This is a genomic window from Hydrogenophaga sp., assembly GCF_041633695.1.
GTDB lineage: Bacteria > Pseudomonadota > Gammaproteobacteria > Burkholderiales > Burkholderiaceae_C > Hydrogenophaga.
Map to the genome: position 1 here is coordinate 1 of NZ_JBFJMY010000037.1, position 18,102 is coordinate 18,102.

At 64.2% G+C, this 18,102-nt stretch carries 16 protein-coding genes and 2 tRNA genes; 10 read left to right on the top strand and 8 right to left on the bottom strand.

Annotated elements, in window-relative coordinates; translation table 11 throughout:
* The 8 genes from ABYB95_RS03900 to guaD form a co-directional block, all read left to right on the top strand.
* The coding region (locus ABYB95_RS03900; RefSeq protein ID WP_372657135.1) for an ABC transporter ATP-binding protein at window positions 1-1,453 on the top strand (1,453 nt) is incomplete at its 5' end.
* Entirely contained in the window at window positions 1,440-2,612 is a 1,173-nt protein-coding gene (locus ABYB95_RS03905; protein ID WP_372657136.1) for an ABC transporter permease, read from the top strand. The genes ABYB95_RS03900 and ABYB95_RS03905, both read left to right, overlap by 14 nt.
* Window positions 2,612-3,532 carry an ABC transporter permease gene (locus tag ABYB95_RS03910; protein WP_372657137.1) on the top strand — a complete coding sequence of 307 codons (921 nt, stop codon included), beginning with the start codon at window positions 2,612-2,614 and terminating at the stop codon, window positions 3,530-3,532. The genes ABYB95_RS03905 and ABYB95_RS03910 overlap by 1 nt, the downstream gene beginning before the upstream one ends.
* Before the next feature lie 184 nt (window positions 3,533-3,716).
* Window positions 3,717-4,865 carry a BMP family ABC transporter substrate-binding protein gene (locus ABYB95_RS03915; RefSeq protein WP_372657138.1) on the top strand — a complete coding sequence of 383 codons (1,149 nt, stop codon included), beginning with the start codon at window positions 3,717-3,719 and terminating at the stop codon, window positions 4,863-4,865.
* Window positions 4,866-4,995: 130 nt separating this feature from the next.
* Window positions 4,996-6,063 carry a Rieske 2Fe-2S domain-containing protein gene (locus tag ABYB95_RS03920; RefSeq protein WP_372657139.1) on the top strand — a complete coding sequence of 356 codons (1,068 nt, stop codon included), beginning with the start codon at window positions 4,996-4,998 and terminating at the stop codon, window positions 6,061-6,063.
* Between the two features lie 55 nt (window positions 6,064-6,118).
* A complete protein-coding gene (locus ABYB95_RS03925; RefSeq protein WP_372657150.1) occupies window positions 6,119-7,126 on the top strand; it encodes an adenosine deaminase in 1,008 nt (335 codons plus the stop codon).
* A 97-nt stretch (window positions 7,127-7,223) separates the two neighbouring features.
* Window positions 7,224-8,339, top strand: a complete 1,116-nt coding sequence (locus ABYB95_RS03930) for a BMP family ABC transporter substrate-binding protein (protein ID WP_372657140.1) — start codon at window positions 7,224-7,226, stop codon at window positions 8,337-8,339.
* Window positions 8,340-8,430: 91 nt separating this feature from the next.
* On the top strand, window positions 8,431-9,711 hold the full coding sequence (gene guaD / locus ABYB95_RS03935; protein WP_372657141.1) for a guanine deaminase: 1,281 nt from the start codon (window positions 8,431-8,433) through the stop codon (window positions 9,709-9,711).
* Between the two features lie 72 nt (window positions 9,712-9,783).
* On the opposite strand, the gene ABYB95_RS03940 is transcribed toward guaD, so the two are convergent.
* The 3 genes from ABYB95_RS03940 to ABYB95_RS03950 form a co-directional block, all read right to left on the bottom strand.
* Window positions 9,784-9,860, bottom strand: a tRNA-Arg gene (locus ABYB95_RS03940).
* Between the two features lie 189 nt (window positions 9,861-10,049).
* Window positions 10,050-10,126 (bottom strand) — tRNA-Pro (locus tag ABYB95_RS03945).
* Between the two features lie 59 nt (window positions 10,127-10,185).
* Window positions 10,186-10,890 carry a glutathione binding-like protein gene (locus ABYB95_RS03950; RefSeq protein WP_372657142.1) on the bottom strand — a complete coding sequence of 235 codons (705 nt, stop codon included), beginning with the start codon at window positions 10,888-10,890 and terminating at the stop codon, window positions 10,186-10,188.
* 71 nt (window positions 10,891-10,961) lie between these two features.
* Between ABYB95_RS03950 and ABYB95_RS03955 the strand changes: the two genes are divergently transcribed.
* Entirely contained in the window at window positions 10,962-11,618 is a 657-nt protein-coding gene (locus tag ABYB95_RS03955; RefSeq protein ID WP_372657143.1) for a hypothetical protein, read from the top strand.
* A 59-nt stretch (window positions 11,619-11,677) separates the two neighbouring features.
* On the opposite strand, the gene ABYB95_RS03960 is transcribed toward ABYB95_RS03955, so the two are convergent.
* From ABYB95_RS03960 to ABYB95_RS03980, 5 genes are all read right to left on the bottom strand, one after another.
* Complete coding sequence (locus ABYB95_RS03960) at window positions 11,678-12,937, bottom strand: acyl-CoA dehydrogenase family protein (protein ID WP_372657144.1); 1,260 nt, start codon at window positions 12,935-12,937, stop codon at window positions 11,678-11,680.
* Window positions 12,938-12,989: 52 nt separating this feature from the next.
* On the bottom strand, window positions 12,990-14,084 hold the full coding sequence (locus ABYB95_RS03965; protein ID WP_372657145.1) for a phosphotransferase: 1,095 nt from the start codon (window positions 14,082-14,084) through the stop codon (window positions 12,990-12,992).
* A gap of 61 nt (window positions 14,085-14,145) precedes the next feature.
* Entirely contained in the window at window positions 14,146-14,865 is a 720-nt protein-coding gene (locus ABYB95_RS03970; RefSeq protein ID WP_372657146.1) for a Crp/Fnr family transcriptional regulator, read from the bottom strand.
* Window positions 14,866-15,020: 155 nt separating this feature from the next.
* Complete coding sequence (locus ABYB95_RS03975; protein ID WP_372657147.1) at window positions 15,021-15,800, bottom strand: oxepin-CoA hydrolase, alternative type; 780 nt, start codon at window positions 15,798-15,800, stop codon at window positions 15,021-15,023.
* 34 nt (window positions 15,801-15,834) lie between these two features.
* On the bottom strand, window positions 15,835-17,355 hold the full coding sequence (locus ABYB95_RS03980; protein ID WP_372657148.1) for a 3-hydroxyacyl-CoA dehydrogenase: 1,521 nt from the start codon (window positions 17,353-17,355) through the stop codon (window positions 15,835-15,837).
* Between the two features lie 75 nt (window positions 17,356-17,430).
* On the opposite strand from ABYB95_RS03980, the gene ABYB95_RS03985 reads away from it, so the two are divergent.
* A partial coding sequence (locus ABYB95_RS03985) for a FimV family protein (protein WP_372657149.1) occupies window positions 17,431-18,102 on the top strand: 672 nt, incomplete at its 3' end.

Consider the following 18,102-nt stretch of genomic DNA (forward strand, 5'->3'; position numbering starts at 1 on the left):
GCCCGGCGAGGTGCACGCGGTGCTGGGCGAGAACGGCGCGGGCAAGTCCACGCTGATGAAGATCATCTACGGCTCGGTCAAGCCGGACGAAGGCTCGGTCATGTTCAATGGCCGCCCGGTGCACATCCGCAACCCGCAGGAAGCGCGCGCCCTGGGCATCAGCATGGTGTTCCAGCATTTCAGCCTGTTCGACACCCTGACCGTGGCCGAAAACGTGTGGCTGGGCCTGGACAAAAGCCTGAGTTTGACCGAGGTGGGCGCCAGCATCACGGCCAAGGCGGCGGAGTACGGGCTGGAGATCGATCCCAACCGGCCGGTGCACACCTTGAGTGTGGGCGAGATGCAGCGGGTCGAGATCATCCGTTCGCTGCTCACCAATCCCCAGTTGTTGATTCTGGACGAGCCCACGTCGGTGCTCACGCCGCAGGCGGTGGAAAAATTGTTCGTGGTCCTGAAGAAGCTCTCCAGCGAAGGCTGCAGCATTCTGTACATCAGCCACAAGCTGCACGAGATCCGCGAGCTGTGCACCGCTTGCACCGTGCTGCGCGGGGGCGTGGTCACGGGTGTGTGCAACCCGCAAGAAGAAAGCAATGCGTCGCTGTCGCGCCTGATGATCGGCGCCGAGCCGCCCGCCCTGACGGTGCGCAAACTCCAGGCGGGGGCCGAAGTGCTGCAGGTGGAAGGCCTCACGCAGGACAGCGAAGACCCGTTTGGTACCCACTTGCAAGACGTGGCGCTGTGCGTGCGGGCGGGCGAGGTGGTGGGCATCGCAGGGGTGTCGGGCAACGGGCAAAGCGAGTTGCTGTTTGCGCTCTCGGGCGAAAGCACGCGTGCGCCGCCAGGCAGCATCCGCGTGGGCAGCCGCGACGTGGCCCAGATGACCCCGGGCAGGCGCCGCGCCCTGGGCCTGCATTTTGTGCCCGAAGAACGCCTGGGCCGGGGCGCCGTGCCCACGTTGTCGCTGGCGCAAAACCTTTTGCTCTCGCGCCGGGATGCGCTGGGCGTGGGGGGCTGGTTGCGCCTGGGTGTGCTGAAGCGGCAGGCCGAGGGTGTGATCGCGCGCTACAACGTCAAGGCCAACGGGCCGGGAGCGGCGGCCAAATCGCTGTCGGGCGGCAATTTGCAGAAATTCATTGTGGGCCGCGAGATCGAGGCCAAGCCCAAGCTGCTGATCGTGAGCCAGCCCACCTGGGGTGTGGACGTGGGTGCGTCGGCGCAGATACGGGGCGAGATCCTGGCTTTGCGCGACGCTGGGTGTGCGGTGCTGGTGGTGAGCGAAGAGCTCGACGAATTGTTTGAAATTTGCGACCGCCTGCACGTGATCGCCAAGGGGCGCTTGTCGCCCAGCGTGGACCGGGCCGACGCCAGCGTCGAGCTGATCGGTGAATGGATGTCGGGTCTTTGGGACAGCGGCGCCGCCCGCCAAAAGGAGAGTGCCGATGCTGCGGCTTGAAGTCAGACCACAACCCTCGGCGCGCTGGGGCTACGCCTCGCCCTTGCTGGCGCTGGCGATCACGGTGGTGGTTGGGGTGATTCTGTTCAGCCTGCTGGGCAAGGACCCGGTGCGCGGCCTGCAGGTGTTTTTCTGGGAGCCGATCAAAAGCGGCTACGCGCTGTCGGAGTTGATGGTCAAGGCCACGCCGCTGATGATCATCGCGCTGGGCCTGGCCGTGTGTTTCCGCTCCAACGTCTGGAACATCGGAGCCGAGGGGCAGTACGTCATCGGCGCGGTGTTTGCTGCCGGAGTGGCCTTGATGGCCGGTCCAGGCACCGGCGGGTGGATCGTGCCCGCCATTTTGGTCGCGGGCGTGGTGGGTGGCATGGTCTGGGGCGGTATCACCGCTTTGCTGCGCGACCGCTTCAACGCCAACGAAATCCTGGTCAGTCTGATGCTGGTCTACGTGGCGATCCAGGTGCTGAACTTCCTGGTCTACGGCCCCTGGAAAGACCCCAACGGCTACAACTTCCCGCAAACCAAAACCTTTGAAGCGGTGACGCAGATCCCGCGCCTGATGCAGGGCAGCCGGGTCAACGTGGGTCTGTTGCTGGCGCTGGCTGGCGTGGCGGCGGTGTGGGTATTTTTGTTCCGGACCTATTCCGGGTTTGCGCAGCAAGTCGGCGGTCTGGCGCCAGCGGCGGCGCGCTACGCGGGTTTTTCGTCGCGCAAAGCCTTGTGGATTGCGTTGCTGATCTCGGGCGGCACCGCCGGTCTGGCCGGTGCGCTGGAGGTGGCGGGGCCGATCGGGCAGCTCACACCTTACGTACCCGCAGGCTACGGTTTTGCCGCCATCATCGTGGCCTTTGTCGGGCGCCTGCATCCGGTGGGCATCGTGTTTTCGGCGATTCTGATGAGCATGTTCTACATCGGCGGCGAACTCGCGCAATCGCGCCTGGGTTTGTCCAAGTCGCTCACCGGCGTGTTCCAGGGCTTGCTGCTGTTTGCTTTGTTGGCCTGCGACACCTTGATCGCTTACCGCGTGAGATGGTCTACCCCCGCCGCGTTGCGCGCGACCCCCTTGAGGGGGCAACACCTGCAGCCCGGCGAAGCCGGTACTGCGGTGCCCGTGGAGGGGACTGCCAGAGCACAACCCCGTTCCGAAGGAGGCCTGTGATGGAATCCATTGCATTGTTGTTGGGCGCCTCGCTCAACGCCGGTACCGTGTTGGCGCTGGCGGCGCTGGGCCTGCTCATCAACGAAAAGGCCGGCATCGTGAACCTGGGCGCCGAGGGCATGATGCTGTGCTCCGCACTGGCCGGTTTTGCCGCCGTGGTGCACACCGGCAGCACCGTGGCGGGGCTGGCGGCGGGCATGGTGGTGGGTGCGTTGCTGGCGGCCATTTTTGGCGTGCTGGTGATCTGGCTCAACACCAACCAGTACGCCACCGGCCTGGCCTTGTCGCTGTTCGGGGCCGGTTTCTCCGCCTTTGCCGGCACGGGCTATGTGCAGGAAAAGCTGCCCGAACAAGGGCAGTACGCGATCCCGCTGCTGGGCGATATTCCGCTGCTGGGCCCGGCGCTGTTTCGCCAGCACCCCATGGTGTACGTCTGCGTGGGCATCGTGTTTGTCTTGATCTGGTTTCTCTACCGCACCCGCAGCGGTCTGGTCTTGCGCAGCGTGGGCGAAAGCCCCGAGTCGGCGCACGCGCTGGGCTACCCGGTGCGCCGCATCCGGCTGATGGCGGTGGTGGCGGGCGGTGCGCTCTGCGGTCTGGCCGGGGCGTATGTGTCCACCAGCTACACGCCTTTGTGGGTCGAAGGCATGATCGCCGGCAAGGGCTGGATCGCGTTGGCTCTCACCACCTTCGCTACCTGGCGCCCGGCCCGGGTGCTACTCGGCGCCTACCTGTTTGGCGGCGTGACCATGTTGCAGTTCCACCTGCAAGGGGTGGGCGTGAACGTGCCGAGCCAGTTCCTGACCATGATGCCGTACCTGGCCACCATCGTGGTGCTGGTCTTGATCTCGCGCAACCCGACCTGGATACGCATCAACATGCCGACGTCGATTGGAAAGCCCTTTTACCCCGGCGCGTGATGAAGGCCCCTCGCGCCGCCTTCGGCGTCACCCCCGAGAGGCGACACCAGCCGTCCGTCCCGAGTCTGTCGAAGGGCGGCCCGGCGGTGTCTCTGGATGGCGACGGGCGCGGATCAACGGGGCGATTCGTGTTTCAATAACATTTGGCGTTTCTTTTTTTCTACCCACCCACCAAGAGGTTTCCATGACTGACCTGAGCAAACGTTCCCTGATGAAGCTTGCTGCCCTGACGGCAGTGGCCAGCGCCGCGCTGATCGGCTGCGGCAAGAAGGAAGAGCCGGCGCCGGCACCTGCGCCCGCACCGGTGGCCGCCGAAGCGCCCAAGCCCGAGCCGCTGAAAATCGCTTTTGCCTACGTCGGCCCGGTGGGCGATGGCGGCTGGACCTTTGCCCACGACAACGGCCGCAAGGCGGTGGAAGCCGAGTTCGGCGACAAAGTCGTGACCAGTTTCGTGGAGAACGTGCCCGAGAGCGCCGACGCCGAGCGTGTCTTGCGCGATCTGGCCAGCCAGGGCAACAAGGTGATTTTTGGCACCACCTTTGGCTACATGGAACCCATGATGAAGGTGGCGCCGGACTTCCCCGACGTGAAGTTCGAACACGCCACCGGCTACAAAACCGCGCCGAACATGCGCACCTACGACAGCCGCACCTACGAAGGCGCCTACATGGCCGGCGTGATCGCGGGCGGCATGACCAAGACCAATACCCTGGGTGTGGTCGCCTCGATCCCAATCCCTGAAGTGATCCGCAACATCAACAGTTTCACGCTGGGTGCACAAAGCGTGAACCCCAAGGTCAAGACCAAGGTGGTCTGGGTCAACGGCTGGTTCGACCCACCGAAAGAAACCGAAGCCGCCACCTCGCTGATCAACGGCGGCGCCGACGTGCTGATGCAGAACACCGATTCGTCGGCGGTGCTGCAAACGGCCGAGAAGCTGGGCAAGCGCGCCTTTGGCTGGGATTCCGACATGAGCGCCTACGGCCCCAAAGCCCACCTGGGTTCGGCCGTCATCAACTGGGCGCCTTACTACATCAAGGCCACCAAGGACGCGTTGGACGGTACCTGGAGCACCGGTGGTGTCTGGTGGGGCGTGAAAGAAGGCGCGATCGACATGGTGTCGGTGGCCGAAGACGTGCCGGCCGAAGTGAAGACCAAGCTGGACGAGGTGAAGGCAGGTCTGAAAGACGGCAGCTTCTCGATCTGGAAAGGCCCGATCATGGGCTCGGATGGCAAAGAGGTGCTGGCCAAGGACGCCGTGGCAGACGACGCGTTCCTGGGCGGTGTGAAGTTTTATGTGAAGGGCGTGGAAGGCAAGGTTCCAGGCAACTGAGCCCGGCCAGTCGCACGGGTGCAGGGCGTGGCGGCAAGGCGCCGCGCCCGGATCCAGCACCCGTCTGGCGCGCCTGTGACCTCGGCGCTCGAAAGCTGTCTGCGGGCAGCTTTTTTCTTTTGGAGAGCATGTGATCGAACGGCAACTCTGGCACCCGGTGGTGGCATCGCTGCAAGTGCGTGATGCTCCCTTGGCGTGCACGCTGCTGGGCGAGCCGCTGGTGTTGTGGCGCGAACCGCGCCACGAAGGCGAAGCGGGTCGTGTACACGCCTGGGCCGACCGCTGCCCACACCGGGGTGCCCAGTTGTCGTTGGGCCGTGTGTTGCTGCATGTGCGTGGCGCGCGCCTGGAGTGCCCTTACCACGGCTGGCAACTGGCGGGCGACGAGGCGGCTGCGCAGGACGCGCCAGTGTCGGTCGGGCGCTGCGTCCATGTGCCAGCGGACCCGGCCTTTGTGCCGCCAGTGGGGCACAGCGCGACCGTGTTTGAAGCGCAGGAACGTTATGGCCTGGTCTGGGTGCGCCTGAGCCCGCCCGGCCCCGAGTTGCCAGGGCCACTGAACGAAGTGCCGCTGTTTGAGCAGGGTTCGGACCGTGCCTGGCGGCAGGTCTTGTGTGGCCCCTACGGGTTGCAGACCAGCGCACCGCGCCTGGTGGAAAATTTTCTCGATCTGAGCCATTTCGGCTTTGTGCACGAGGGCTGGCTGGGTGAACGCAGCCACGCGCAAGTGCAAACCGGACAGGTGCTGGAACAGGCCGAAGGCTTGATCGCCAGCGACTGCCGCGCCTGGCAGCCGCGCGCTTACGCCGGTGCCTCTGCGTGTGGCACGGAAGGTGCCTGGGTGGCTTACCGCTACGCGGTGCCACACCCGTTTGCCGCCGTGTTGCGCAAAGACGCCGCCTTGGGCGACCCGGTGAGCAACGCGATTGCCTTGTTTATACGCCCGGATACGGATCAAAGCTGCACCGCCTGGTTTGCCATGGCCACGCTGGGCGACAGCGCCAGCGACGAAGCGCTGCGCGCCTTTCAGGACGCCGTGTTTGCGCAGGACCGCCCGGTGGTGGAATCCCAGATGCCCAAGCGCTTGCCGATCGGACGCGAGCGCCCGGCAAGCGAGGTGCACAGCCCGGCGGACCGCATGTCTGGCGCCTACCGGCGCTATCTCTCGCGCCTGGGCATCAGCCTGGGCGTGACCTGAATCGAAAGAACCTCTGAAAGGACCGCTTGTGATTCCCGAACCCACACGCAAAGCCATGCTTCTGGCGCAAAACCTGCCCAAGGCCGAGCTGCACATCCACATCGAAGGCTCCTTGGAGCCCGAGCTGATCTTCGCTTTGGCGCAACGCAACGGCGTGAAACTGCCGTACGCCGACGTTGAAGCCTTGCGCCGCGCCTATGCCTTCACCGATCTGCAAAGCTTTCTCGACATCTACTACGCCGGGGCCAGCGTGCTGCTGCACGAGGCCGATTTTTACGACATGGCGTGGGCCTACTTTGAGCGCGCCCAGGCCGACAAGGTGGTGCACGCCGAGCTGTTCTTCGACCCGCAGACCCACACCGCCCGTGGCGTGCCCATGGCGGTGGTGATCGCCGGCCTGTCGCGCGCCTGTGCCGACGCGAAAACCCGGCTCGGCATCAGCTCGGCGCTGATCTTGTGCTTTCTGCGCCACCTGAGCGAAGAAGACGCCTTCGCCACCTTGGACGCGGCGCTGCCCTACCGCGAGCACTTCATTGGCGTGGGGCTGGATTCGAGCGAAATGGGGCACCCACCGAGCAAGTTCGCCCAGGTGTTTGCGCGCTGCCGCGAACTGGGCCTGCGCACCGTGGCGCACGCCGGGGAAGAGGGACCGCCCGACTACATCTGGCAGGCGCTGAGCGTGCTCAAGGTCGAGCGCATCGACCACGGCGTGCGCTGTCTCGAAGACCCGGCGCTGGTGGAACACCTGGCCCAGACCCGCATACCGCTCACGGTTTGCCCCTTGTCCAACCTCAAGCTCTGCGTGGTGGATGATCTGGTGCACCACCCCATGAAGCGCCTGCTGCAAGCGGGTTTGTGCGCCACGGTGAACTCCGACGACCCGGCGTATTTTGGCGGCTACATGAACCAGAATTTTGTGGCCACGGTACAGGCACTGGACTTGAGCGAAGCCGACGTGATCACGCTGGCCTGCAACAGTTTTGAAGCCAGCTTCCTATCGGAGGATGCGCGCGCGGCGTTTTTGATCACGCTCGACGAGGCGGTGGCCGAACACGCAGGCTAGGGCCTGTTCACGCGCCAGGGCTACAATCCCCACCAGCGAGCCGGTGCTTCCCCGGCTCGCTTTTTTTGTCCCATCGGAAGCCATGTAGAGGAACACCATGTACAAAAACCTCGTGGCCCGGCGCGCCTGCGCCACTCTGGCTGCCTGTTTTTCTTTCACCGCCGCGCTGCCCGTTGTGGCCCAGACGAGCGCCGCCGCACCGTCCCAAATTGAACCCCTCAAGGCCGCATTCGTGTATGTGGCGCCGCTGACTCCAGCGGGCTGGGTGCGCCAGCACGAACAAGGGCGGCTGGCGGTGCAGGCCGCTCTGGGCGGGCGGGTGCAGACCCAATACGTGGAGAACGTGGCCGAAGGGGCGGACGCCGAACGTGTCATCCGCGATCTGGCCCAACAGGGGAACCGCATCATCTTCACGCCCAGTTTTGGCTACATGGAGCCGACACTGAAAGTGGCGCGGGATTTTCCCGACGTGAAGTTCGAGTCCATCACCGGCTACAAGACCGCGCTCAACGTGGCCACGGCCAATGCGCGCTACTACGAAGGCCGCTACCTGGCGGGCATTGCCGCCGGGCGCATGGCCACACAGGCGGGTTATGTGGCGGGTTTTCCGATTCCCGAGGTGATCCAGGGCATCAACGCCTTCACGCTGGGCATGCGCTCGGTCAACCCGGCTGCCACCGTGCACGTGGTCTGGTTGGGTGAGTGGTTCAACCCGGCGCGCGAGCGCGATGCGGCGATGACCTTGATGAACCAGGGCGCCGAAGTGCTGGCTTTTCACACCGGCTCCACCGCCGTGATGAGCGCCGCCCAGGAGCGCGGCAAGCTGGCCGTGGCCTACCACTCCGACATGCGCAAAATCGCGCCCGACGCGCAAATCGCCGCCGTCACCCACCTTTGGGGCGACTACTACACCCGCCGCGTCCAGGCCGTGCTGAACGGCACCTGGCAAAGCGCCCGCGTCTGGGGGGGCGTGAAAGACGGGATGATCCGGGTCGACGGTTTTGGCAGCAAAGTGCCGGCCAAGGTGCGCAGCGAGGTGCTGGCCCGGCAAGCGGACATGGCCCGTGGCAGGCTTCAGCCCTTTTCCGCCCGCGTCGATGTGCGCGACAACCAGGGCCGGGTGGTGCTGCCTGCCGGTCAGGCTTTGACCGATGCCCAGATTCTGGAAATGAACTGGCTGGTCGAAGGCGTGCAAGGCCCGTTGCCTCGTTGATCTGCGCTGATCTGTGTAGTACCGCACGTATATGGGCTATTGCCGCACCGCTATGCCTAGAAGGCGGCGTGGCGGCTAAGCTACAAGGCTTATGCAAGCCTACCGTTCCGCCATTCTGCGATTTTCCGACGACCACCAGCCGGTGTATGAGACCGATGGTTTGTTGGTCGTGGCCGCCAACGCGCAAGGGCGCAACGTGGTGCAGGCCGTGGGCGACCACGCCACGCTGCTCGCCCAATACCCGGGCGTGCATGTGGAGGATCTGCGCGGTCGCCTGATCGCGCCCGGTTTTGTGGACATGCACATCCACTACCCGCAGACCGACGTGATCGGTGCGCCGGCTGAGGGCTTGCTGCCCTGGCTGGAGAACTACACCTTTCCCCACGAATCGCGGTTTTCCGATCCGGTGCATGCACGCGAAGTGGCCGGGTTCTTTCTGGACGAATTGCAGTGCAACGGGGTCACCACGGCGCTCGCCTTTGCCACTTCGCACCCCGCTTCGGTAGACGCCATGTTCGAAGCCGCCCAGGCGCGGGGCTTGCGCTTCATCACCGGCAAGGTTTTGCAAGACCGGCACAGCCCCGACGGTGTGCGCGACCAAACCGAACAAAGCCTGATCGATACCGAGCGTTTGATCAACAAATGGCAGGGCGTGGACCGGTTGGGCTATGCCATCACCCCGCGTTTCGCGCCCACCAGCACACCCGAGCAGTTGCGCGGCGCGGGCGAACTGGCCGCGAAGTACCCCGAGGTGTGGATCCAGTCGCATGTGGCGGAAAACCGCGACGAGGTGCGCTGGGTGGCCGAGCTGTTTCCACAGGCCCGCAGCTACCTGGACGTGTACCAGCGTTTTGGCCTTTTGCGTGAGCGCGCCGTGTACGCCCACTGCATACACCTGGATGCGACCGACCGCGCTCTGATGCGCGAGACCGGTGCGGCGGCGGCGGTCAGCCCGACCAGCAACCTGTTTCTGGGTAGCGGCTTCTTCGACTACCTGGCTGCGGAAGAAGCGGGCATGGCCTACGGTCTGGCCAGTGACGTCGGGGGCGGCACCAGCTTTTCACCTTTTCACACCATGCTCGCCGCGTACTACGTGGGGCGCGAGGGCCAGAGCAAAACCGGCACCAGCCTCACCCCGGGCGAACTCTGGTGGCAACACACGGCGGGTGCGGCCCAGGCGCTGGGGTTGGCTGGCGTGGTCGGCAACCTGCAACCCGGCCAAGAGGCCGACTTCGTGGTGCTGAACCCCCAAGCCACGCCGCTGCTGGCCCGCAAAACCGCACAGGCCAACAACCTGGCCGAGCTGCTGTTTGCGCTGATCGTGCTGGGGGACGACCGGGTGATCGAACGCACTGTGGTTGCTGGCCGCTGACGGGCCCACGGCTTTGACGCTGCCAAGTGGGCCAAGGCGGTCGCGGGGACCGCTCTCTGCTGACCCGTTGGGTGGTACGGCGTAGAGGGCTCGAACCTCTGACCTACGGCTTAGAAGGCCGTTGCTCTATCCAGCTGAGCTAACGCCGCGGATCGAGGGTTTCCCTTCGGGGCCCTCTGAAAAAATTGTGTTCTACGTTGCTGCCATATGGCGATGTTGCTACAACCGACTCGCTGCAGAGAAGGCAGCTGCTCTATCCGGTTGAGCTACGGGCAGACAACGGTCTTCGATCGTGCCAAGAAAAAAAGGCCCACGCTGTGGACCTTTTTTCGTTTTGATGGTCGGAGCGGCGGGATTCGAACTCGCGACCCTCTGCTCCCAAAGCAGATGCGCTACCAGGCTGCGCTACGCTCCGACTAAGTGCGAGATTGTACCTGTTTGTCGGCCCGTTCTTGGCGCACGCTCGATCTTTCTTTATCGCTTCTCGTATTGGCCTTTGCCAAACAGCAGATCGCGTGCCTTGTCATCGGTCAGCGGCTTGCGGGCATCGGCCAGCACGGCCACGCCGCGTTGCACGGCCGGGCGGGCCGCGATGCGGTCGAACCAGGCTTTCAGGTGTGGGAAATCGGCCCAGTCAATGCCCTGGTTTTGCCAGCTGCGCAGCCAGGGAAAGATGGCGATGTCGGCCACGCTGTACTGGGCTCCGGCGATATAGGCGGTGTTTTCCAGCTGGCGGTCCATCACGCCGTAGAGGCGTTTTGCTTCGTTGGTGTAGCGGTTGACCGCGTACTCGATCTTCTCGGGCGCGTACATGCGAAAGTGGTGCGCCTGCCCCAGCATCGGGCCTACGCCACCCATCTGGAACATCAACCACTCCAGAACCTTGAATTTCTGCCGATCTGATCGGGGTAGGAACTTGCCGGTTTTGCTGGCCAGGTACAAAAGAATCGCGCCGGACTCGAACAGCGATATCGGTTTGCCGTCGGGGCCAATGGGATCTACCAGGGCCGGAATTTTGTTGTTGGGGCTGATCTTGAGGAAGTCGGGCTGGAATTGGTCACCCTGGCCGATGTTGACGGGGTGTACCCGCCAATCCCGGCCCAGACGAAGGCCACACTCTTCGAGCATGATGTGGATTTTGTGCCCGTTGGGCGTGGGCCAGGAATAGACGTCGATCATGGTGGTGCTTGTGTGTGAATGGCGGGTCGGTCGGTGGAAGCCGCGTCAACTTTAAGGGAAATCTCTGCGGCATGTGGAAGCAACTCTGGAACACCCTGGCCGGGCAGGCGGATCGCCACCGTGCGCTCGGCGCCTTTGCCGCTGACAAGGGCTTGGTCTTCACGCCCGGCGTTGGCGCGCACTACACCATGGTGGGTGAAGCGCCGGGGCCGGTCTTGCGCATCGTGTGCGGTGAACCCTCGCGCGGTTTCGTGCGCGGATTGGAGTTGTCTGCACGCGCGGAATTGGGCATGGCCTTGCCGGGATCTGTGGTGTTGATGGGGCAGCACTTGAAGCAGCAGCTGGAGCAGCAATCCCATACGCTGTACGAGCAGTACACCGACAACCTTCAAACCACGCAAGAACCCTTGCCCGAAGAATTGCGCTGGTTGGCGATGTACCGCAAGCTCGCCTGGGCAGGCCCGCCGCCGTCGTTCTGGCGCCGTTTCGTGGTCTTGGGCGACCAGCCGGAGCAAGCGCGCCAGTGGTTGGGCGCCGAGTGTCTGCAGCCGTTGCTGGCCCTACCGGTTTCGCGCGACGACGAACCGTTGCTGTTGATGCAGCAGGGCGGCAACCGCTATCTGCGTATGCAGTTGCCGGCGCGCGGAGATGCTGTGCGTGAAGTGCAGGCGCTGGAACTGTTCTGGGCCGCCTCGCGGTATCCCGCAAAGACGGCACCACCACGCTAGACGACAACCGGGAAACCGCTCTCCCGGTTGTGCCTGTGTTGGCGCGGCGTCTGGCGGTGTCAGCTGCCGCGTGTCACGGGCATGTCCACCTCGCCCTTGAGCGCGAGGTGTTTGGCCAGTTCCAGCTTGGCAATCGATACCCTGTGCACCTCGTCCGGGCCATCGGCCAGGCGCAGGGTGCGCTGGCCGGCGTAGGCGTAGGCCAGGGGAAAGTCGTCGCTCACGCCACCACCGCCGTGGGCCTGGATGGCCATGTCGATGATGTCGCAAGCCATGTTGGGCGCCACCACCTTGATCATGGCGATTTCGGCCTTGGCGACCTTGTTGCCCACCGTGTCCATCATGTAGGCGGCCTTGAGCGTGAGCAGACGCGCCATTTCGATGCGGCAACGTGCATCGGCGATGCGCTCGTGCCAGACCGACTGGGCCGAGACGGGCTTGCCGAAGGCGACGCGGCTGTTGAGCCGCTTGCACATGAGTTCGAGGGCGCGTTCGGCAGCGCCAATGGAGCGCATGCAATGGTGGATGCGGCCAGGGCCAAGGCGGCCTTGCGCAATTTCAAAGCCGCGGCCTTCGCCCAGCAAGATGTTGCCGACCGGCACGCGCACATCCTTCAGCAGCACTTCCATGTGGCCGTGCGGCGCATCGTCGTAACCAAATACCGAGAGCGGGCGCACCACGGTGATGCCGGGCGTCTTGGCGGGCACCACGATCATGGATTGTTGCTGGTGACGGCCCGCTTCCGGGTCGGTCTTGCCCATCACGATGTACACGGCACAGCGCGGATCGCCGGCGCCGGACGACCACCATTTGCGACCATTGATGACGTATTCATCGCCTTGGCGCTCGATCTTGCACTCGATGTTGGTGGCGTCTGAAGAGGCCACGTCCGGCTCGGTCATCAGAAAGGCGGAGCGGACTTCGCCGCGCAGCAAGGGTTCCAGCCACTCGTCCTTGATGGCTTCGCTGGCGTAGCGCTCCAGCGTTTCCATGTTGCCGGTGTCGGGCGCGGAGCAGTTGAACACCTCGGCGGCGAAGGGCACGCGGCCCATGATTTCGCACATGGGCGCGTATTCCAGATTCGACAGGCCTTGCGGCGCGCGCGGGCTCTTGGGCAGGAACAGGTTCCACAGGCCGGCGGCACGGGCCTTGGGTTTGAGTTCCTCCACGATTTTGGTCGGAATCCAGGCATTGCCCTTGGCGCGGTTTTCCGCGATCTCGGCGTAGAAGCGCCCCTCGTTGGGATAAACGTGTTCGTCCATGAAGGCGAGCAATTGCTCGCGCATGGACTTGACCTTGTCGGTGTAATCAAAATGCATCGTATCTCCTTGTGGTGCGTGAAGCGAAACGGGGCTGATCCCGGCCGAGGGGTCAGGTCCGCCCTGTTTTTTGAGCGAAATGCCAGGCCAGTTCGGCCATGGGGCGCGCGCCAGCTGCGGACTTGACGGCTTGCGCGCTGGACGCGGTGCCGGCTTCCACCCGCTTGGCAATGCCTTGCAGAATGGCCGCGAGGCGGAACATGTTGTAGGCCAGGTAGAAGTTCCAGTCGGCCTTGAGTTGGTCCGGCGTGGCAAAACCCGTGCCTTCGCAGTAGCGCGCGATGTACTCTTCTTCCGATGGAATGCCCAGCGCTGCCCAGTCGAGCCCGGCGATGCCCCGGAAGGCGCCCGGCGGTATGTGCCAGGCCATGCAGTGGTAACTGAAATCGGCCAGCGGATGCCCCAGCGTGGAGAGCTCCCAGTCCAGGATGGCGAGCACCCGGGGCTCGCTGGGGTGGAACATCAGGTTGTCCAGCCGGTAGTCGCCGTGCACGATGGACACCATCGAAGCGTCTTGCGCCATGGCCGGCATGTTTTCGGGCAACCACCGCATCAGCTGGTCCATTTCAGGAATCGGCTGCGTGACCGACGCGACGTATTGCTTGCTCCAGCGGCCGATCTGCCGGTCGAAATAGTTGCCGGGTTTGCCGTAGCTCTCCAGGCCAATCGCCATGGGGTCGACCCGGTGCAGTGCCGCCATGACCCGGTTCATCTCCAGGTAGATGTCGCGCCGCTGCGGCGCCGTCATGCCCGGCAAAGACTGGTCCCACAGCACACGCCCTTCGACGCACTGCATGACGTAAAAAGCACGCCCGATCACCGACTCGTCTTCGCACAAAACGTGCATGTCCGCCACCGGCACGCCCGTGCCGTGCAGTGCGCCCATCACGCGGAATTCGCGCTCGATGGCATGGGCCGATGGCAGCAGTTTGGCCACGTGGCCGGGCTTTGCCCGCATCACATAAGCGCGCTGCGGTGTGATGAGTTTGTAGGTCGGGTTCGATTGACCGCCCTTGAACATCTCCACCGTCAGCGGGCCCTGAAAGCCGGCCATGTGGGCTTCCAGCCATTGCGCCAGAGCGCCGATATCGAAGGCGTGCTGGTCTGCCACCGCTTTGGTGCCGGTGAAGTTCTGCGTATCGGTCATGCGCGTGGTTCCGTGTTGACCGTACAGCGGGCGACCCGAACGGCGGTGAAAAGGCGGCGGGTCAGGACTCGGTTTCGGCGATGCGCATCAGCATTTCGCGGTTGCGCACCACCAGCCCACCCGGTTCGATGCGGATCGCGTTCTCGCGCTCCATCGATTTGAGTTCCTGGTTCACACGCTGGCGCGATGCGCCCAGCAGTTGCGCCAGCTCTTCTTGTGCGAGCTGCAGACCAATGCGCGTTTCGTTGCCGTCGGCCAGACAGGGTGAGCCGTAGCTGCGCACCAGGTGCAGCAACTGCTTGGCCAGACGCGCGCGCAGCGGCAAGGTGTTGAGATCTTCGACCAGTCCGAACAAGGTGCGGATGCGCCGCGCCTGCAAACGCATCAAGGCCTCGTAGAGCTCGATGTGGGTGCTGAGAATTTTCTGGAAATCGGTCCGGGCCACGCACAGCAAAGTGGTGGCGTCGTGGGCATACGCATCGTGCGTGCGCTGGTCGCCGTCGAACATGGCCACATCGCCAAACCACACGCCCGGCTCCACATAGGTCAGCGTGATCTGCTTGCCCGAGAGCGAGGTCGAACTCACGCGCACCGCTCCGCGGGCCACCGCCGTCCATTCGGAAGGAGGGTCGCCGCGGGCGACGATCAGGTCGCCGTCCTTGAAGCGTTTGACGTAGGCGCATCGGAGAATGTCGTGACGCAGTGAGGGAGAAAGACTGTTGAACCAGCGACCACTGTTGATCGCCTCGCGTTCGTCCATTGTCAGAATCGGTTCGTCCATTGCCTGTCTTATGGGTGACTGTGTGAGCCTACATTGTCGCTACGGAGACCGGCGCGGCGCATCAGGGTTTGTGTGGGACTTGTCCCCAACGCGTCCCACGCAGGGGAGGGCGGGGCTGGTCAGTCGGCCCGCAGGCCGCCTTGCAAGCGTGTCGCTCAGCGGTATTGGGCGGGGCGCTTGTCCAGAAAGGCGGCAATGCCTTCGCCCGCGTTGGCGTGGTGCAGGTTGCGCACAAAGTGGTCGCGCTCGGCGCGCAGTTGCGTGTTGAGCGATTCGGTCACGGCGTCGTTGACCAGTTCCTTGATGCTGGCCAGCGCGTTGGGCGCGCGGGCGTTGAGGCGTTCGCACAGGCGCAAGGCCTCGGGCAGGGCTTCTGCTGCTGCAGTGACCTGGGTGATCACCCCGAGGGCCTGCAAACGCTCTGCGCTCACGCGTTCGCCGCACAGCATCAGCTGCATGGCGGTGGCGCGGGGCAGGGCGCGCATCAGACTCCAGCTGCCGCCACCGTCGGGCGAGAGGCCGACCGAGCTGTACGCCATGACAAAGACGGCGTTGTGCGCCCCCACCACCATGTCGCAGGCCAATGCCAGCGAGAAGCCGGCCCCGGCGCACGAACCTTCTACCGCGGCCACCACCGGTTTGGGAAAGGCCCGTATGGTCTCGATCCAGTTGTGCAAACCCTCGATGCTTTGCGCCTGCACCTCGGGCGGCTGCTGGCGGTTGGCCAGCAAGCGCCCGAGGTTGCCGCCGGCGCAGAAATGGCTGCCTTCGCCAGTGATCACCACGCTGCGCACATCCGGGTTGTTTTCGGCCACATTGAGCGCCTCCACCCCGGCGGCATAGATCTCCGGGCCGAGGGCGTTGCGGTGTTGCGGATTGCTGATGGTCAACACCATGGTCTGACCATGGCTGTGGCTTTGGAGGCTGGCGGTCATAGCGGCATCGTCGTTTCAATGGGATTGCAGGGTATCAGGCCTCGGTGTGCTTCAGGCTCAGGCCCAGGGCACCACGGCGGCGCAACCAGGGCGAAGGGCGGTAGCGCGGGTCGCCATACACGGTTTGCATGTTGAACAGAATTTCCAGCACGTTGGTGGGACCTATGCGGTCGCCCATGGCCAAGGGACCCATGGGATAGCCCAGGCCCAGGGTGACGGCCAGTTCGAGATCGTCCGGGCTGCAAATGCCTTGCTGGCACATGTCGGCGGCGATGTTGACAATGGTGGCCACCACCCGCTGCGTGACAAAACCGCCGCTGTCGCGGACCACACTCACCGCTTTGCCGTCGCGCGCGAACAAGGCGTGGGCGGCGTCGCGCATATCGATGCGCGTGGCCGGGTTGGTGGCCAGCACGCGCCGCTTGGTGGCGCTGTCTTCCAGCATCATGTCCAGACCCATGGTGCGGGTGGGGTCCAGGCGCTCGACGGCAGCCAGCGTGGTCACGTCCAGCCCCAGCGGGGCCACTAGGATCAGCGCTGCCTCAGAGGGCGCGCCAGCGGTTTCTATCTGCGCTCCCAGCTCTTTCAGCAACTGAAAGATTTCGGTACGGCGCGCGGCCTTGGGGGAGACCCAGACCGGGGGCAACTCGGCCACCACCGGAACGGCGGGTTCGGCGGGTACTTGGGCCACGCCATCGGTGTAGACGTAAAAGCCTTCGCCGACCTTTTTGCCCACCACGCCACCCGCCAGCCGTTGTGCGGTGATGACGCTGGGACGGTAGCGCGGCTCGTCGAAGTACTGGCGGTAAATGGCTTCCATCACCGGGTGCGACACGTCCAGGGCGGTCAAGTCCATCAACTCGAACGGACCGAGCCGGAACCCCATCTGGTCTTTCAGGATGCGGTCGATGGTGGCGAAGTCGGCCACGCGCTCGCCAATCACCCGCAGCGCTTCGGTTCCATAACCGCGCCCCGCGTGGTTGACGATAAAGCCCGGTGTGTCCTGTGCCGATACCGGGGTATGCCCAAATTGACGTGTGAAGTCGGTCATCTGCTGGCAGACAAGCGCGGAGGTCTTCAGGCCGGCAATCACCTCCACCACTTTCATCAGCGGAACCGGATTGAAAAAGTGGTAGCCCACCAATTGCTCGGGACGTTGCAGGCCGGCTGCAATGGCGGTGACGGACAAAGACGAGGTGTTGGTGGCCAACACCGCCGAAGCCGCCACCAGGCCTTCGAGTTCACCAAACAAGCGCTGCTTGACGTCGAGCTTCTCGACGATGGCTTCGATCACCAGTTGGCACGGAGCCAACGCTTGGATCGACCCGGCCACTTGCAGGCGCGCTTCGAGGTCGGTCACCTGTTCGGCGGTCAGTTTGCCCTTGAGGCTCAGCTTGTTCCAGGTCTCCCGCAGCGCAAGGCGCGCGGTTTCTGCGGCGCCGGGTTGAACATCGAAGAGAATCACATCGCTGCCAGCCTGAGCGGCCATCTGTGCGATACCGCGGCCCATGGCCCCGGTTCCCACAATGCCGACAGTTTTGAATAGTGGTTGCATATAAAAGTAGTATTGAAGTTGGAGCGCTAAGAACCTATGACAAAATGTTCCAACACTGGAAAGAGGAAACCCGACGTGCGCCAAATCTGGATTGGCTGTATTTTGCTATCAATCGCATGGAGCGGATCTGCGGCAACCTTGGGGAGGCACAGCGGCGCCGCCGTGATCGGCCGTCCTTTGGACATCCGAGTGCAGTTGCTGACGGCGCCAGGCGAAGATGTCTCCGCGGTCTGTATGGAGGCCGATGTCTTCTATGGGGACTCGCAGGTGCTGCCGGGAGCCGTTCGCAGCGCTGTGCAGAAAACCGCACCCGACGCACAGAGTTCTGTGCGCATCCAGTCCAGCCAGGTGGTCAACGAACCGATCGTGACCGTCTATGTGCGGGCCGGTTGCAATGCACCCTTTACCCGTCGCTACGTTTTGCTGGCGGATCCGATCAGCGAGGCCACGACCGCCCCGGCCCAATTTCCAGCCCGGGCTTCGAGTGGGGTTGTTCCATCCGCCGTGCCGGTGGTCCCCAACATCCCGGCGTCCAACCTGCCCCCTGCCCAGCGGGGGTCTGATGTTGGCTCCAGTCGCGATGACAATGCCTCGTCTTCTTCGGGCGCATCGGCGGTCAAAGCCCCCACCGCTGTTGCCACACCGCCCCGACGCAAGAGCGGGGACGCGGGCGGGCGAGTGAACCTGGGTCCAGGCTACGTCGGCCCGCTCCCCCGGCGGAAACAAGGGTCCCATCGATATCAAACA

What these genes read in the sequence shown, in the direction of transcription:
- ABYB95_RS03905 (WP_372657136.1), top strand. Translation starts at nt 1,440, where the DNA reads ATGCTGCGGCTTGAAGTCAGACCACAACCCTCGGCGCGCTGGGGCTAC.
- ABYB95_RS03910 (WP_372657137.1), top strand. Translation starts at nt 2,612, where the DNA reads ATGGAATCCATTGCATTGTTGTTGGGCGCCTCGCTCAACGCCGGTACC.
- ABYB95_RS03915 (WP_372657138.1), top strand. Translation starts at nt 3,717, where the DNA reads ATGACTGACCTGAGCAAACGTTCCCTGATGAAGCTTGCTGCCCTGACG.
- ABYB95_RS03925 (WP_372657150.1), top strand. Translation starts at nt 6,119, where the DNA reads ATGCTTCTGGCGCAAAACCTGCCCAAGGCCGAGCTGCACATCCACATC.
- ABYB95_RS03930 (WP_372657140.1), top strand. Translation starts at nt 7,224, where the DNA reads ATGTACAAAAACCTCGTGGCCCGGCGCGCCTGCGCCACTCTGGCTGCC.
- guaD (WP_372657141.1), top strand. Translation starts at nt 8,431, where the DNA reads ATGCAAGCCTACCGTTCCGCCATTCTGCGATTTTCCGACGACCACCAG.
- ABYB95_RS03950 (WP_372657142.1), bottom strand. Translation starts at nt 10,890, where the DNA reads ATGATCGACGTCTATTCCTGGCCCACGCCCAACGGGCACAAAATCCAC.
- ABYB95_RS03955 (WP_372657143.1), top strand. Translation starts at nt 10,962, where the DNA reads ATGTGGAAGCAACTCTGGAACACCCTGGCCGGGCAGGCGGATCGCCAC.
- ABYB95_RS03960 (WP_372657144.1), bottom strand. Translation starts at nt 12,937, where the DNA reads ATGCATTTTGATTACACCGACAAGGTCAAGTCCATGCGCGAGCAATTG.
- ABYB95_RS03965 (WP_372657145.1), bottom strand. Translation starts at nt 14,084, where the DNA reads ATGACCGATACGCAGAACTTCACCGGCACCAAAGCGGTGGCAGACCAG.
- ABYB95_RS03970 (WP_372657146.1), bottom strand. Translation starts at nt 14,865, where the DNA reads ATGGACGAACCGATTCTGACAATGGACGAACGCGAGGCGATCAACAGT.
- ABYB95_RS03975 (WP_372657147.1), bottom strand. Translation starts at nt 15,800, where the DNA reads ATGACCGCCAGCCTCCAAAGCCACAGCCATGGTCAGACCATGGTGTTG.
- ABYB95_RS03980 (WP_372657148.1), bottom strand. Translation starts at nt 17,355, where the DNA reads ATGCAACCACTATTCAAAACTGTCGGCATTGTGGGAACCGGGGCCATG.